Raw genomic sequence first — 15,304 nt, 5'->3', positions numbered from 1 at the left:
CATTGGGAATCTCATATCTCTCCGACGCGATCACTGGCCGTTGCCTGTCCGAGGACGAAGAAGCCGTAGCGGTGGTTATCAAGCCAACGACTGGCGGTTATCCAGATGCCGTGGCTACGGTTGCCCGACCTGCACTCTACTCTCAGGATCGCTTTACAGCGGTTTCCCTGCTTCTGCGTGGCCATGCGGGTGAGTATGGGGATTTCGTCCCTCACGAAGGCCAGATGACCCTAGAGATGCTGCTAGGCGCGTTCAAGAAGGACAACTGGGAGTCTTTCGCGTCGGAAGCATTCGAATACGTGCACGGCGGAAAAGGCATCGCATTGCCTACCATCAAGTTCAACAAAGATGCACCCGACGAGATGGCGTATCTCGGAGTTTTTGTTATCGCAGAAAGCACTTACAAAAACATCGTCTCCAAGAATTTCGGTTCCACAACCGACGATGAAATCGACACTGTTTTGGAGATGCTCGTCGACGCTAAACTGCGATTCAAAGCTGGGGACGACAAGTTCTATAATGCGGCCACCTTCTCAGGTTTCCACGAAGACAAATATCCTTTCCTCGACGGCCGCGAAGTCGTGGTTCCTGAGTTATTCAGGACCAAGGAGTCGGGCAGAGGCTGGTGCGAACTCAGCTACGAACAGAAACTTGCCATTGACAAAGCGGCCGCAATAGTTCGCGCCGACCTGACAGATCCCGAAGCAGATGAAAAATTCCGTGAGATGCTCGTAGCGCTCGCCGATTTCCGGCACTTTATGGGTGGCCTTTACGTCCATGACCTGGTTCTGTCACCTTCGAGCAACGGGGGCCAGGGGCGAAATCCCGTCACGACTGCTTCTTTTCAAGCGGCCAATCTCGTTTCAACTTTGGACTTCATCAACAACAATGAACGGTTCGGACCTGATTATAAGGTCGAGCCAGCGAAGGGCTTTGATGAAATTCGCGCAAAGCTCGAAGCAGCGATTGCGGCTATCGACGAATACGAGGCAAAGTTCCGCAGCCATAAAAACTACGGAATGTAACGTTTTGTCGGCTATTTTGCTTATTTGACATCCAAGCCCCATCTTCTCAATTCGAACGTGAGGAGATGGAAAATGTACAATCGCACAACGCTGCTGATCACTTTTGGAATAATTATTGGTTCCGCCGCAACGGCCACCGCTGCTAGCGTGTCGGGTTGCCAGAAAGAAGTCTTCATTCCTGCGGCATTGGATTGTGCTGGTAACACTGATTCCAAGTTCGCGGACTTCTCGACCAAGTGCACCCACGTCCCAGCTCGCGTAGAATATATCGACATCGAATGTCCAGGACGCTGGGTTCAGGTGACCAACATTGCCGTACAGGGCTTTTCTCACGCTAATGCGTGCAAAGCGAGCGGCTTAAAGGCTTCAAATCTGAACGGCAGAGTATGCGCTTCTGGAGAGCGCCGTCCTCAACAGGGCGGTGACTGGTCGAAGATCAAATACTCGTATGGCACAAAAGGTAATGGCAACGGCTTCGTCGGAGGTAACAAGATCGAGCCGAGATCGTTTAGCTCTGGAAGCTTACGCGATGGCAATAGAACTACCTACTACAACACCTACTGCTACGACACCTACACTTCCAAGAAGAATAATACCCGTGAGGATCAATTGGTCGCCGTCTACTGTGAATGAGCCGACATCGGCTCATTCACCTCAATCCCCATGTCGATATGTGCCTTGTTCAACCTTCACCGTCTTCGCGCCTGCGGCCAGCAATGCACGCTGCAGGCTTGCGGCAAGGCCTTTCGGAGAAGTGAAACCGCCAAACTGCTTTTCCATTTCATAGAACCATCCACCGTGGCACCCAGGGTAAAAATCCCAGAAGTTGCCAGCCATTACGAAAGCATCCTCAATAAAGACCTCCGCCATTTCGCAACTCGCGTCGATCCTGCAATGGACGCTCACATCCACGCCCTCGAAGAGATTGAGATCCGACAGGTTTCGAATGACCTTTGTTTCCGTAGCCAATCTCAATACTCCTTGACCTGGGTAAGCGTCATCACCATGACATGACGGCCCATAGCGCGAGCTGCAGCATCGGCTTCGCCTCGGGCGTAATAGAGGGCTACGCCTTCCAGCAGATCGCCAGCGACTTCGTAATTGGTATTCAAGAAGCTGAGACCATTGTCGCACTCAGTAGCGAGGATAAAGACATCGCTATTGATGCGAAGGGCTTCAGCGACCTTGTCTGGATTAGCCAGCGACGACAGAAGAAATGCACTACCGAGCGCACGCATCATAGGCTCGTCTGAGAAAGCCTTCTCGTTGTCGATCACGTAGCCTTTGAGTAGACGTGTCGAAGCCAGGCGGAGGTCCTTAGCCTTCATTTACGGTTGTCCTTTCTGGTGAAAATCCCCGCGAACAGGCTTTTGAGGGCGGATCGCAAAGGTGCAAGCGTATAGACGTCGTCCACGCCGCGCTTGAATGGCGACTTGTAGAAAACGATGGTTTCCTGATTTTGCTTTTTCGACATATTCCGCCCCAAAAAATAGGAGCCAATTTCGGATGAAACGGCTCCTTCAATTATGTCTGCTGAGATATTTAATGCAATAAATCATTACGGCTTCATAGATGCCACTGGTTCGTATGCCAAGGCTTCGGCAACGGTCATGACACGAGCGTAGTCTTCGCCAAGTGCATCGATTTCCTCGTTGAGGTAATAGTCGTCACATCCGAGCTTAGGCTCGCCAGCATTGTCATCAAAAGGCGCAAACGTCTTTCCATCGGTCGTCAGGACGTGGAGCTTGCCATCGACTTCCTTGACCACCATAGACAGCTCATAATCTGAATGGAACGCGTCATGCAGATCAGCTGAACCGGAAATCAGTTCTTTGATTAGAGCAGCCGAGACGTTCTGCTCCTGCTGGGTGGCATCATTTTTTCACCCTTGACGATAGAGAGCATAAGGTCGCGCAAGGCTTTAGCTTTCATTTGAATACTCCTGTTTTCAAATTTCATTGTCGAAGTTCTACAAGCATCAAACAAGTTTCATGTTTGCAGGGAGCGCAATTATTCTGTGACAAGAAATCCGACAGGAATGAATTATGCCGATGGACCGCGATCAGATGATGGAATACGCCCGCGTACTCGGTGACTGCAATGACGAGCAAACACCGATTGCCGATTTCGAATGGTCTGAAACTGAACTATCGGTCGAGGCACTGTTGACCCTTATGTCGGCCGAGGAGTGGAAAGAATTCTGGATCCAAGAACTCGATATCGCGAAGTACGATCTAGAAGATGAATTGCGCTGGTCTCGACTTGCCGTCGAAGAGATTGAGGAGCCGATTGTTGTGGTTCAGAAGGATGACGGTAGTTATTCGATTTGGGACGGCTGGCACCGCAGCGCGGCAACCGTTGTCACGGGGAGGGCGACGATCAAGGCTGTCTTTGGAAAGCACCATCCCCTGTCTGCTGACCTGGATGAACCCGCAGCGCCACGCATGTGAAGGAGACCTGGCTGTCGATGATGCTCTCCATTTTAGTTTAGCGATCTTGTCAGAGAGTTTGTGGAGTTGGAAGACGGGTGGATTTCGACCAACCATAAAAAGCAAAAGGAGCCAGAAGACATTGCCCTCAAGCTCCTTTTAAATGTCCAAGGTCGCCCACCCCAATCGACTGACTCTGCGAAAAGCATATTAGCACGGTTTACAGCTCATGGCTCTTTCGTCACTACCTTCGATCCATTGCCGTGCTCGGATCTCAAGGACATATTTATGATCAGTTGTAACCCGCATCCTGTCAACGGATTATTTTAAATCTGAGGACCGCTGTCAGGACCGTCCGTCGAGATGTCGATGACATCTTCGAGGACTTCGAATGGCTTGTCCGGCAAAAGCCGCTCAGGACGATTCTGAATTTCGATTGCATCGAGTTCGACGACGTCGCCAGCAACGTTTAGCGTCGCGCACGAGAGCGAATGTCCATTGCCGCTATTGCAGATCGGGCAAATCTTACGTTCGCGCTCCATGTCCTTCCGTAGGCTTTCGGCCGGATCATAGTCGTCGTCGTAATTGCTGATATTTGTGATCTCGTCGGGCATCAAGGAACTCCTGGTAGGAAACTACATACTTAATCCCATTTCTTTCGTCAACAATCTGGTTGGAAATATATAGAATATTTGAAAATTATGTAGCGGAATTCGTTTATTCATTTATTGCATCCCAAGTGTTAAATTCAAAAATCGCTTGACTGGGTTTGGCAATAGACAAACAATTGCGATTACGGATAGAACCTCTCTGGAAATTGGGATAAAGAACTATGGGTCAAATCTACTTCTCAGCGCAGGAAAGAATTTCACTCGCAAGACGCTATGCTATCTTCGGATTAGCACTGTTTATCGCTTGCCTAAGCGGCATCGCATATGTTTCCAGCAAGATCGGTGGCACACCTGATTTTAACGGATTTATGTTTGCAGCGTCGTTCCCAACGCTCTTTGCATTTGCAGTTCTATGCTGGAGCCTTCGACATTTGGCGCGAATTAAATCGACGACGCCAACTGAATAAAAAACGGGGCCGAAGCCCCGTCTGTTTTTACATCCCTGGTGCGCTCGGAGTGTCTTCTTCCGGTTTCACCAATTCGCCCGTTGCGGCATCAAACTCAGGGAACCCCGGATCGAGATCAGCATCTTGATCGAAGTCCAGAAGATCTGCGCCGGATTCGCGAGCGGCCGCCACGAGTGCCAAGAACTCATCAGAGAAGCCAGCAGCCTTCAGATCAGCTTCTGGACCAGCAGACTTGACGTCGACAATCCAGCCATAACTGTGATCGTAGGCATGGATCGGAGCAGGGTTCAGGTCATCTGAAACGTCTTGCAGCAGATGGTAGTCGTTATGACGAAGATGCCCCGTCGAGAGATCCGCGTGCGGCTTGGTCGTCGGAACCGCAGGTCCATCCTTACTGAGTTCGAGGTAGAAAGCACCGTTTTCAGCTGCCTTGGTCATGACATCGATCAACTCAGCCGATAGGCCGTAACGCGGGCCAGCTGGCGCTTCGTCCACCGAGAACTTGCCAACAGCGATGATGAAGCCGTCGCCCTTGGCATGATGAACGCGGATCGGGTTATCTTCGGATGTGCGATTTCCCATTCGCTTGAGTGTGGCGATATCGGCGGCCGACACCTTATCGAGTGCAAGCGCGACGTTTGAACTTACATTAGCAAGACCCATATTCTCTCTCCTGGTGACAATTCCTTGTGTCTTGAGACCAAGCTAACCTGCAGAATTGCAAGCGAGAACGACTATTGGCCGAAATCCCCTGCAGAAATAAGCGACGCATATTTAAGAAGCGAGCAAATGGCTTGGATAAAAAATGAGAAAGCCGCCAACAGCAGCTGGTAGCTTTCTCGTTTGGTCAGATTGGAGGCCTTACGCCGCCTTAGACGGCTTCGCCTTCAGGATTTCTTCGACATCGATCTGCTCGACATTGTTCTCGGCGTTGAGACGCTTGAACACGTATGCCGAACCATTGATCTCCAGACCTTCGTCATCAGCGACAACAGGAATACCCTTGTCGTTGATCGCGTGGCCGAAGAGTTCAGCAATCGATGGCAGCGAGTCCAGATGCTCGACGATGGACGGCATCATCTTCGACATCCTGTTTTCGTTGGCGCGAGCCGAGTGAACGGAACCACTCAACCCGATGTCGAGATAGACCAGCTTGCGCTCGATCAGGTCGATGTAGGCTACGAACTTCGTCAGAGCCTTGCCTGTGATCGGGAACACCATCTGAGCACGTGAAGGCTCATAGAGCGCGCCAGACTCGGCATCTTCGCCCCACTGGAGCGAGGCAACGAGGTCTTCCGTGTCCGAGAACATGATGTTGCTGTACGACAGAATGTTCCAGACTGCGTAACGCACGCCCTTATCAATCAACGCCTGAGGGTAGAGGTCGATCATCTGGCAAGCACGGCCCTTCAGCTCCTTGGCATTCGTCGGATCGCCTGAGAATACGCAAGCGGGATTCTTTGGCTGTTTCCGCCCCCAATGTTCTCCGTCACCGAAAGGATTGGTCGAATTCCAGCAGATCGATCCCTTCGGAGACCAGTCGTGGCCGAAGAAGTTGAAGCCGTTGTCAAACCAAACGTAACCATACTTCCTGTCGGTTCGCCAATAGCTTGCCGTCCGCATGAAGGTGACGTTCTCCGGAATTTCGAAGACCGTGCCGCGACCATATGAAGCCAATTCCTGGCCGTTGCCCTGCAACTTCAGATTCAGCGTATCCGCCGCCACCGCGAAGCCCTCAGGATGGATGTCCCTGAGACGCTTCCCGATCTCGGCCGAGATGGCACTACGGATGAACAACAGGTCTTCCTGCGCGACCTGAGCCTTCTTGTTATCGATGATCTGAGCCTTCGCCCACGATCCAGCTGGCGTCACGATATACGCCTTGCGGGAGTTTACGGTCGACAGGTAGCCGTCAAGCTTGACAAGCTGGGAAACTGACAAGCTGTCAAACACGCAAACAAACATTTCCAGCGCTGCACGACCAAATACCGCGTAGGCCTTGTGCAGACGGCGCAGGAACTCGCCAGGACGCGTCTTCAGAACCTGAAGGACCGCGACATCCTTGTTCAGCAAGCCAGCCTCGATAGCAGAAGCCACGGTCTTCAGCTCACCCTTGTAGAGCCGATCATAGGCAGCCTTGACCTTGTCGAACTTGAATTCGCCTGGCCGAAGGAAAGACAGCAGACGCTTCCACCGCTCAGCCCGCAGCGCGAAGTCCCCTTCGAGGTTCGACGCTCCATCCAGAAGCGAAACCAGCAGACGGCGCTCAGAACGCGAGAACTTGCGGAACTTGCCTACAGCGCGCAGAGACACGTCGATATCCGACAGGGCAGCAGCAAGGCGCATGACATCGGTCGCGGTCGAAACCTTGACCGTGCGTTCGCCAGTCAGGACGGCCGACCACGCAGATGCAATCAGCTTGATGCCATTCGTCTTATGCGTGAACGCATCGAGATCGATGACAGCAGACGGAAAGGACTTCATCAGGAAGCCAGCCTGCTCCTTCTGGAAATCCGTCCAGTCAGACGACTGCTTGGTGAGCTTGTCGAAAATCTTGAGGCGCGTCTCATCGTTCGCCAAATCGAGGACCTTAGGCGAAATCTTCTCATAGATCGGCTCGCGAGCCTTCTCTTCCTCCGCGAAGAGTTCGTTCGGAAGTCCCCAGTACATGAGAATCTGCTTCAGCCAATACTCGGCGTCGCTCATCGACAGGACTTCTTTTGGGAAATTCTTGTAGACGACGAACTTGCCCATCTTACGGTCGTCAGCCGTGACGTATTTGAGAGCTGGCTTGAGCTTAGCCCAAAGGGCTTCGAGATCGACATCCGTCAGTGCGGACATAGCGTCGACGACTGCCTTGGACGGAGCGAAACCAAAATAAGCCATGTTGGCGACAATAGTGCCCACGGCGACCTCGTTGCCCGTGCGCGGAGCGCCTTCAGGCACGTCGATGAAACCATTCTGCAGAAGCAGGATCGCGTCGTTCATTTTGATGGCTTGATTGGTCTTTGTCATTTATCGCTCCTTTTTACAGGCCGACCGCGCGAAATGAAAAATGGCACTCGAAAGTGCCATGATCATTAGAGCAACGGAAAGCGGGAACGGTGTTTCGTTTTCAAGACAATGAATAGAAGGAACCGCGCCCATGGCCGTTGATATCTGTATATAGAACCCATAATTCCCCGTCAACATATTTATCGAATAAATCCACGAATGATTCCGTCATCGATCAATTGGATTATTGCTACCGCATTAAATAAGCTCAGAGGCATCAAATCAGGATAATTTTGATGCCAAAAATCACGCTCTTCCACGGCACCGCTCACGAGTTTGACGCCTTCGATGACCGTTTTATCCTGCGAGGCAACGACCCGAATAGCGCTCTAGGAATCCATCTGACGGAAGATCCTACGGTGGCTGCGGAGTATGCACGTCTCTCAGCGCGAGATATTCACGGTACCACGCCACGAGTCATTATGGTCGAAGCCGAGGTTCGCCAGGTCGGCATCGTCAGTGATCCCGCAGACTACCTCGGCCGCGATCCTGACTTCGAAGATCGCGAAAATGATGTAACCCGTGTTCGGTTCATCGAACGCCGCTTTGAACTGATCGACCAAGGCTTCGACGGACTCTGCATGGACGAGAACTCACGAGAAGATCTGAGAGGCGCATGGGTCATCTTCGATCCCAACAACCTTACCATTGTGAACTCGATGACGCTGGAAGAAGCAGAAGCGTTTGCTGAAGAGTACGAAGGCAGCTTCAATCCAGAGATTGAATTCGAGGAAGTGACATTGTTTGAAGGCCGACTGGATGCTAACCTGAAGCCATAATTGCTGATCCACAACATAACTGATAATCGGGATTACAGGTTAAAGTGAACAATTATCGTTGTTCTCTTAATTAGCATAATTATCTATTGACTTATTTCCTGATAATAAATATTACCTCCATCAACAATGGCGCGTGGGCCATATTTTCAGGAGAGAACATTGAAAAAGATCATTCTAGCATTGGCATTCGCAGCTCTGACATCATTCGCTCACGCTGAAGACGATGATTTCGACCTCGAACCGATGTGCAAAGTCGAAGTCTGCAACAAAATTGAACGCTTTTCGCTCGATATCTGGTCTCACATGAAAGACTCGATGGGCAAGACCTGCATGGATATCGTAATCCCGAAATCACAGGCAATCGTTGGTGAAAAGCTCAGCGATGAATCTCGCTGGTATCAGGGGTCTTCGATCAATCCAACCAAGCGATCCGTCACCCGTGTTTCCAAAATCTACAAGTGTCAGAAGGGCTAGAACCGTTACCGATCCGCACTTCCCAAAACACACAAGGCTCCCGAAGGAGCCTTGAAACGTATGGCGGTTAGGCTCCGCTGCAATTGCAACAACATGTTGCTGAACTTATTGTTCTCGCCACCAGGCCCTCGTGGTCCCGTTGCAATCCGTGATTGGCAGAGTACCTAAAGCTTTCCGTTGATGGCGCTGGTGGCAACGCGCTGATTTCGCCTGCAACCATTTGACCCCACCCATGATTTTGCCTACCTATTGTCCATGGCAGAGATCATCCCGCTTGGGCAAAACAACTCGTCGGAAACGCTTGTCGAATTCATCAGGCGCGAAGGATCAGTCACGACTGATGCCGTAGCCTATCGGTACGGATGGGACCGCAAGCAAGCGTTCAAGGAGCTTTCCGCACTCAGGAAGTCCGGCCAGATCGTCTCACAGACGGAGAACTACAGCACTGGAGAGGCTGGAGGCCGGATAAATGGTTGGAAGATAGCACCAACCGATGAAACGACCTCTTAGTCGCGCTCGCGGACCTTTCCAGTGCCATTGCAACAACCGCATCGCGGTGAGCCATTGTGGTCATAGCGACCAGAACCATTGCATGCGGTACACGTCACCAGCTTGCGACCGTGCTCAGCCTCGAAACGCTTTTTACGCTCAAGTTTCCTTAGCTGATAATCATCTAGTTCTCGCAACATGACATCCTCACGTCGGCAACCATTAATTCCGGTGCCGAATTATTCTGTCCTGTTATCAATTCATTGACTGTTTGTCACCCCGAAATCACATTTTCGTTGGTTGTTTCGACGAGTTTTCGGGGCAATGTTCGAATCATCATCGCATTATGGAGTTATTGATGACGGAAAAATTGAATTCTTTTCAGCCATATACAATTGCCGCACTTCGCATTATGGCAGCATTGCTTTATTTTGCGCACGGTTCGCAGAAATTGTTTGGCTTTCCTATCGCTGGTCCTGAAAGCCTGTCCACGCTCGCGTTGATCTCGGCCCTCCTGGAAGTCGGCGGCGGCATCCTTCTGGTTCTCGGTCTCTTCACGCGTCCAGTAGCTTTCTTGCTCTCTGGCCACATGGCGTTCGCCTATTTCATCGCGCATGCGCCCCAGAGCTTCTATCCAGTAGCCAATGGCGGCGACGCGTCGATCCTGTTCAGTTTCGTCTTCCTGCTGCTCGTCACCACGGGCGCTGGCAAGTTCGCGCTCGATAACAAGCGCTAAAACAAAGAAGGCGGCCACCATTTGATGTCCGCCTTTCCCCCACCCCGTCGCCCGTTACGTAACGCTTATGCCGCGTACCGCTCGATCACGTTCAGGAACGCGGTGCCGAAACGATCAATCTTCGCCTGGCCAACACCCTTGATGGCAATCAGCTCAGAGCCGTTACGCGGGCGCTGTTCCGACATTTCCTTGAGGGCGCTGTCGTGGATGACGTAATACTTCTTCACTCCCATCTCGCGGGCGAGACGGTTACGTTCCCGACGAAGAGCTTCCAGAAGAGGTGACCCCTTCGACGACTTGCGACGGCTGGTGCCTGACGACACGTAGTCACCGTCTTCACGCGGCTTGCGAGGCGCGGCCGAACGAGCAGACGGCTTGCTGCCAACCTTCTTCACAGTGGTCTCGATCTGAACCTTCTCGGCATTCAGCTCGAACGCGGCACCGTTGAGAACGGCCTGTCCAGCTTCGGTCACGCTGATATAGCCGTAGTTCGCCAGATTGACCTTCAGCAGGCCCGACGACAGCATCTGACGGATATACGATGACCATTCATGGCCCTTCGCATCGATGGCGTTGAAAGCGTCACGGATCGCCGAGCTGGCCGTCTTGATCTTCGATGTCGACGTGCAGGCGTACGAGACGATGTCATAAGCGTCGTAGCGGTCGCCGACTTCGTTCAGCAGATTGACGACTGCCTTGGCCTCGGCCGTCCCGTCACGGGTCTGGACTGGCGACTTGCAGATATCGCAGTTGGCACAGGAGGTGGCAGCATAGGTCTCACCGAAATAGCTCAGGACGGCCTTGCGGCGGCACGATACGGTCTCGCAGACACCGAGCATGGCGTCGAGCTTGGCGTAGCTAGTACGCTTGTTGGAAGTAGAGCCATTGCCCTTGTGGATCATGCGACGGCGCTTGGAAATGTCGCCCGCATTGTAGAATGTCAGGGTATCGGCATTGAGACCATCACGGCCCGCACGACCAGTTTCCTGATACCAGGCTTCAAGGCTCGACGGCAGGTCGGGATGAACGATGAAACGGATGTCCGACTTGTCGATACCCATGCCGAAGGCAACAGTGGCGACCAGAATGTCCACCTGGCCGTCCATGAATGCCTGCTGGTTGTCGTAACGGTCAGCGTCAGACATGCCAGCATGATACGCAAGGGTGGTGAAACCTTCGTCCTTGAGCCACTGAGCGGTCTTTTCAACGGTGTTGCGGCCGATGCAATAAACGATGCCGCTCTCGCCTTTGCGAGCGGTCAGGAAGTCGATGATTTCCTGCTTGGACTTCTTGCTCTTTGGCTTGATCGTGTACGAAATATTCGGGCGGTCGAAGCTGGTCTTGAAGACCTTCGCGTCAGCCATGTCGAGCGACAGCAGAATGTCATCAACGGTTTCAGGATCGGCCGTGGCGGTTACGGCGATGACGGGCACACTCGGGAATTTCTGCTTGAGTAGACCAAGATTACGGTAATCAGGACGGAAATCATGACCCCACTGCGAGACGCAGTGCGATTCATCGATGCCAAAAAGAGCGATGTCGATTTCGCCCAAAAGCTTCTGGAACTGCGCATTCGAGAAACGCTCAGGCGTCACATAAAGAAGATCGAGTTCGCCAGCGAGCAGGCGTTCCTTGACTTCATTCTGATCCGACAAAGACATCGAGGAATTAAGCGATGCAGCTTCAACGCCATGGAACTCCAGGAAGTCGAGCTGATCCTGCATCAGAGAGATCAGAGGTGAAACGATGATGCCCACGCCATCACGGCAAATAGACGGCACCATATAGCACATGGATTTCCCACCACCCGTAGGCATCAGAACCAGAGCATCATTGCCGTCAATGACGTGATTTACGACTTCTCCCTGCAGAGGACGGAAACTGTCGAAACCAAATGCCTGCTTGAGAACGGTGAGGGGGTTGAGAGCCATTTTATACGGTGCCTTTCTTTGAATTTTGTTTACGAATTTAAATTGTAAATGTCAATAAATAAAAGATGACATTTGCCAACTATTTTGCTTATTTTTCAACGACTTTGACCCCGATTTTGCCATTGTCAAAAACGGGCTTGAATTCGAACCCGAAACACTTCGCATAGTAGATTAATTTGTCAGACGACATCTTTGAAATCTTCCCACGCATGAGTTCGCTCACTCGGGGCTGGGGAACGTTGAGTATCTTGGCAACTTCCTTCTGTTTCAGGCCACGCGCCTCAATCAGGTCGGTCAAAGCCATCACCATGTCGGCACGGAATGTGAGGTCTGAGACTTCGATTGGATCGTCGCAGATGGATTCGAATACGTTGTCGTACGGCCCTAAGAATTCTGCCTTGCCCATCTCAATCTCCAATTTATACAAGATTATGTATATCTGGGATTTGCTTGTAATTCAATTTTTATCCCAGGCAATAATTCACTGGAAAACATGGAAATTCAAAGAGACAATGTCTCTGACACAACAGAGAGGTATCCGATGTCTGAAGATAAAGAATTTGGCGATTTTCTTTATGAGTTGATCAAGAAGGTGAACGAGAACAAAACTCTATCGCCCACGCTGCGCTCGCAGCTCGAAAACTATATTCGCGCATTCGACCCCAAGCAGGAGACAAACACCGCCAAAGGCGTAGTGGCTGTAGCCATCAACCCCAATGGTGCTGTTGTAGCCGAGGGGGTTTGCTTCGAGCCAACCGCACCTGGCGGGATGCGAGTGCACGAAAGTCAGCGTCGACGCGCCCTTGAAAGCATGAAGCTCGATTTCGCTCGGGCGCATCTCAATCACTTCATGACAGGCAAACTGGATATTTATTTTGCCTCAGATTACTGGGAGCACGCGACGAAAAATGGATATCGGGCCGAGATTATCGACGTCGGCTATCCAAAGAGTGACCGAGATTAATGGATCGAAACCATCCAGAAAGAAAGCCGACCGCAGTGATGTGGTCGGCTTTCTCATTTGTCGACGAGTTGACTTCTAAATCACCGCCTCTTGATGTATCAGCCTGGAAATTCGGACTTGGGCTGCTTCTTATACCGCTTTTTGGCCTGAGGCTTTGACTGCTGCTGACGCTGCTTTTTCAGCTGAGCACACTGCTGTTCCCACTTCTGGCCCTTCAACACACATGGGTCAACGATCTGAATTCCAACGTTAAATTGCGCGGACTGCGCCGCACCAGAAGCCGCCGCAATGCCCATTGAGCAAACAGTCAGCGCAACACCTAGGGTCTTATTAATCTTTTTCATGGGAAACTCCTTTTATCGGCCATTTTTCTACCAGATTTTATTCTAAATAACAAACATTTTTGCGGATTTATTTTCCCTTTTGAACCAGAGGGTTATCTATAATTTTAAGAAAAGAGACATTTCCTACAAGTTGAGAAGCTAAATTGGTTCTATTATCTTATACCAATTATGAATGCGAGCATTTTCGACAATCGGCTCACATCGCCCCTTCCGTTATTCCAGGACTAGAAGTTATGACTAAAATTGTCGCCGTAGCATTAGCATCCTTTTTCACTACCGCAGCCGTCGTACCTGCCTTCGCTGAAAACACCATTATATTTCGGTATAACTCTCAGGGAGGAACAGGATCACAAAAACCCGATGCTGGAGGAGGCCCCGGAGAACCTAGATTTATTGACCTTGTTCCCGTTTTTTCTGGTTCAGGAATGCAGTCTGCTGACCAGGATTATGTGAAAGTCTATGGAAACGGACAATTCGCAGGGCAGGGCCTTATGCGTTTTGTCGTTACTGGTTTCAAATCTGAACCTTCTGTATCGACGAATGTGCCGAGCAGCTACGCGGCGACGATGCCCTTGCCTGCAGGTTCACTTCCTGGGGTCGATGGGGATGCCTATTATTACATGCATATGGTCGACTTCCACTACGGAGAGGGCCAAAAAACGGGTAGCATTACCTTTAAAGGTGACGGGAAAGAGCTAACCCGCACCTTCAACATCGGGCGTCGTGATTTCAATCACGAACCGTTATCTATAAACACTGCCTCATGGCCAAGTCTCGTCGATGTTACAGCGTCCCCAGACCTCATGTTCGAAAGCAATCGACTGATCGTCCGTGGCGGTGTGCCACCTTATCAGGCGACACTGACAGTCAGTGGCCAGGCATTTTCCAATGATCCTGGTTTAATGGAGCCATTGTCGTCACAAGGGCTAACTGAGATCATGAATTATGCGGCAGATAGAGGTGCGAACTTTGCAATACCGAATTTGCCAATGACCGAGGTGAACGCTACTATTCGCCCAATCATTGCGGCAAACAATTGCTCTGGTGAAGATGGCACAATCGCTAACACTAGGATCAGCATGACGATCCAAGACTCGGTCGGGGCTACTGTAAATTCACCTGTCCAGACAATCCGATACACGCCTGATGGCCCACACTGCATTCGGTTTTGGGGCCTTCCACGGACGTCTGAATAATCGCCACGCGTTCGTTGGTTGCAATGCCGAGGCCTAAACTCGTCTAACAAACAGAGTTCAGGCGATGGACATCTCCAAGCTTCCGCTGATGGCGGACGGCAAAATCGATCCCAACTCCATTCCACTTCCGGACACCGAAGAGCGGGTCAGGATGCTGGAGGCCTCGCTTGGGTTACAAATCCTAGCTGAAATGGGTGCTGGGATTCAGGGGCGTTGTTACCTGCTCGACGACCAGAAGGTATTCAAGATCACCGATTGCGAAGAAGAGGCCGTTTTCGCCTCACATCTCGTCGACAACCCTCACGTTCTCTTCCCTCAGGTCGCAAGCGTGCATCGCATGGAAGACGAATTTGGGGCATTTTTTGCCATCATCCGTGAGGAGGTTGGCGACCTTTTTAACGAAATGAATGACGAAGATGGAAGTCTGCACCGCATTTGTCGCATCGTCTGGCCTTTCCTCACAGGCGGGTACGATCTGAGCAACGAGCCTACATTCCAAATCGCGATGCGGAAGTGCCCTGAGGACATCGAGAAACTGGCTGCGATCTACAGAGACCTGAAAGCCTATACCGACGTCACAGGCCTGAGTGTATCGGATCTAGTCTTTTCCAACATTGGTCGAGCTGACGACGACAGGTTTGTAATTCGAGATTTCGGCCGTAACACGATCCTGACATCGGAACATGCAAAGAAGGCGGCTGCCAGTATTCAGGACGTGCCCCAACCTTCTATGAAGATGTGCTAACTCGCTGGAGATTGTCACTTTGAATTTTGCGGAGCGATTAAGGATAATTGGCCAAGATAA

Annotated in this window: 20 protein-coding genes; 10 read left to right on the top strand and 10 right to left on the bottom strand. The window is 51.3% G+C overall.

All coding sequences use genetic code 11. The features are described from left to right. Positions 1 to 2 precede the first annotated feature (2 nt). Positions 3 to 1,025 (top strand): hypothetical protein, encoded by a 1,023-nt coding sequence (locus QU595_RS09880; protein ID WP_315921370.1) that lies wholly within the window; start codon positions 3 to 5, stop codon positions 1,023 to 1,025. 72 nt (positions 1,026 to 1,097) lie between these two features. Continuing rightward, positions 1,098 to 1,658 (top strand): hypothetical protein, encoded by a 561-nt coding sequence (locus QU595_RS09875; RefSeq protein WP_315921368.1) that lies wholly within the window; start codon positions 1,098 to 1,100, stop codon positions 1,656 to 1,658. Between the two features lie 21 nt (positions 1,659 to 1,679). Here the strand turns inward: QU595_RS09875 and QU595_RS09870 are convergent, their stop codons facing one another. The 4 genes from QU595_RS09870 to QU595_RS09855 all read right to left on the bottom strand — a co-directional run bounded on the left by QU595_RS09870 (position 1,680) and on the right by QU595_RS09855 (position 2,796). Further along, positions 1,680 to 1,994 carry a hypothetical protein gene (locus tag QU595_RS09870; protein WP_315921365.1) on the bottom strand — a complete coding sequence of 105 codons (315 nt, stop codon included), beginning with the start codon at positions 1,992 to 1,994 and terminating at the stop codon, positions 1,680 to 1,682. Positions 1,995 to 1,996: 2 nt separating this feature from the next. Next, entirely contained in the window at positions 1,997 to 2,353 is a 357-nt protein-coding gene (locus QU595_RS09865) for a hypothetical protein (RefSeq protein ID WP_315921363.1), read from the bottom strand. Next, on the bottom strand, positions 2,350 to 2,499 hold the full coding sequence (locus tag QU595_RS09860) for a hypothetical protein (protein WP_315921361.1): 150 nt from the start codon (positions 2,497 to 2,499) through the stop codon (positions 2,350 to 2,352). The genes QU595_RS09865 and QU595_RS09860 overlap by 4 nt, the downstream gene beginning before the upstream one ends. An 84-nt stretch (positions 2,500 to 2,583) precedes the next feature. Continuing rightward, positions 2,584 to 2,796 carry a hypothetical protein gene (locus tag QU595_RS09855; protein WP_315921359.1) on the bottom strand — a complete coding sequence of 71 codons (213 nt, stop codon included), beginning with the start codon at positions 2,794 to 2,796 and terminating at the stop codon, positions 2,584 to 2,586. A gap of 274 nt (positions 2,797 to 3,070) precedes the next feature. Between QU595_RS09855 and QU595_RS09850 the strand changes: the two genes are divergently transcribed. After that, positions 3,071 to 3,475, top strand: coding sequence for a hypothetical protein (locus tag QU595_RS09850; protein ID WP_315921357.1), 405 nt, complete (start codon positions 3,071 to 3,073; stop codon positions 3,473 to 3,475). A gap of 305 nt (positions 3,476 to 3,780) precedes the next feature. Here QU595_RS09850 and QU595_RS09845 read toward each other — a convergent pair whose 3' ends face one another. Continuing rightward, positions 3,781 to 4,068, bottom strand: a complete 288-nt coding sequence (locus QU595_RS09845) for a hypothetical protein (RefSeq protein WP_315921355.1) — start codon at positions 4,066 to 4,068, stop codon at positions 3,781 to 3,783. 218 nt (positions 4,069 to 4,286) lie between these two features. Between QU595_RS09845 and QU595_RS09840 the strand changes: the two genes are divergently transcribed. Then, positions 4,287 to 4,532 carry a hypothetical protein gene (locus QU595_RS09840; protein WP_315921353.1) on the top strand — a complete coding sequence of 82 codons (246 nt, stop codon included), beginning with the start codon at positions 4,287 to 4,289 and terminating at the stop codon, positions 4,530 to 4,532. A gap of 27 nt (positions 4,533 to 4,559) precedes the next feature. On the opposite strand, the gene QU595_RS09835 is transcribed toward QU595_RS09840, so the two are convergent. Next, a complete protein-coding gene (locus tag QU595_RS09835) occupies positions 4,560 to 5,195 on the bottom strand; it encodes a hypothetical protein (RefSeq protein WP_315921351.1) in 636 nt (211 codons plus the stop codon). A gap of 198 nt (positions 5,196 to 5,393) precedes the next feature. Continuing rightward, entirely contained in the window at positions 5,394 to 7,547 is a 2,154-nt protein-coding gene (locus QU595_RS09830; RefSeq protein ID WP_315921349.1) for a hypothetical protein, read from the bottom strand. A 275-nt stretch (positions 7,548 to 7,822) separates the two neighbouring features. On the opposite strand from QU595_RS09830, the gene QU595_RS09825 reads away from it, so the two are divergent. The 3 genes from QU595_RS09825 (at position 7,823) to QU595_RS09815 (ending at position 10,064) form a co-directional block, all read left to right on the top strand. Beyond that, a complete protein-coding gene (locus tag QU595_RS09825) occupies positions 7,823 to 8,365 on the top strand; it encodes a hypothetical protein (protein WP_315921347.1) in 543 nt (180 codons plus the stop codon). Positions 8,366 to 8,524: 159 nt separating this feature from the next. Next, on the top strand, positions 8,525 to 8,839 hold the full coding sequence (locus QU595_RS09820; RefSeq protein ID WP_315921345.1) for a hypothetical protein: 315 nt from the start codon (positions 8,525 to 8,527) through the stop codon (positions 8,837 to 8,839). 835 nt (positions 8,840 to 9,674) lie between these two features. Continuing rightward, positions 9,675 to 10,064: a DoxX family protein gene (locus tag QU595_RS09815; RefSeq protein WP_315921343.1), complete on the top strand. Its 390-nt coding sequence runs from the start codon at positions 9,675 to 9,677 to the stop codon at positions 10,062 to 10,064. Between the two features lie 65 nt (positions 10,065 to 10,129). On the opposite strand, the gene recQ is transcribed toward QU595_RS09815, so the two are convergent. Both recQ and QU595_RS09805 read right to left on the bottom strand, forming a co-directional pair. Further along, entirely contained in the window at positions 10,130 to 11,995 is a 1,866-nt protein-coding gene (gene recQ, locus QU595_RS09810) for a DNA helicase RecQ (protein ID WP_315921341.1), read from the bottom strand. An 88-nt stretch (positions 11,996 to 12,083) separates the two neighbouring features. Next, the gene (locus QU595_RS09805) at positions 12,084 to 12,401 is read right to left on the bottom strand and encodes a helix-turn-helix domain-containing protein (RefSeq protein WP_315921339.1); all 318 of its coding nucleotides are present in this window, start codon (positions 12,399 to 12,401) and stop codon (positions 12,084 to 12,086) included. A 135-nt stretch (positions 12,402 to 12,536) separates the two neighbouring features. Between QU595_RS09805 and QU595_RS09800 the strand changes: the two genes are divergently transcribed. Then, a complete protein-coding gene (locus QU595_RS09800; protein ID WP_315921337.1) occupies positions 12,537 to 12,959 on the top strand; it encodes a hypothetical protein in 423 nt (140 codons plus the stop codon). Positions 12,960 to 13,057: 98 nt separating this feature from the next. Here the strand turns inward: QU595_RS09800 and QU595_RS09795 are convergent, their stop codons facing one another. After that, on the bottom strand, positions 13,058 to 13,303 hold the full coding sequence (locus QU595_RS09795; RefSeq protein ID WP_315921335.1) for a hypothetical protein: 246 nt from the start codon (positions 13,301 to 13,303) through the stop codon (positions 13,058 to 13,060). Positions 13,304 to 13,536: 233 nt separating this feature from the next. Between QU595_RS09795 and QU595_RS09790 the strand changes: the two genes are divergently transcribed. Together QU595_RS09790 and QU595_RS09785 are read left to right on the top strand one after the other, a co-directional pair. Further along, complete coding sequence (locus QU595_RS09790; protein ID WP_315921333.1) at positions 13,537 to 14,499, top strand: hypothetical protein; 963 nt, start codon at positions 13,537 to 13,539, stop codon at positions 14,497 to 14,499. A 64-nt stretch (positions 14,500 to 14,563) separates the two neighbouring features. Further along, on the top strand, positions 14,564 to 15,244 hold the full coding sequence (locus tag QU595_RS09785; protein WP_315921331.1) for a hypothetical protein: 681 nt from the start codon (positions 14,564 to 14,566) through the stop codon (positions 15,242 to 15,244). The last annotated feature ends 60 nt before the right edge of the window (positions 15,245 to 15,304 follow it).

The organism is Mesorhizobium sp. SP-1A, assembly GCF_032460275.1.
GTDB lineage: Bacteria > Pseudomonadota > Alphaproteobacteria > Rhizobiales > Rhizobiaceae > Mesorhizobium.
This window is presented reverse-complemented; position numbering and strand designations above follow the sequence as displayed.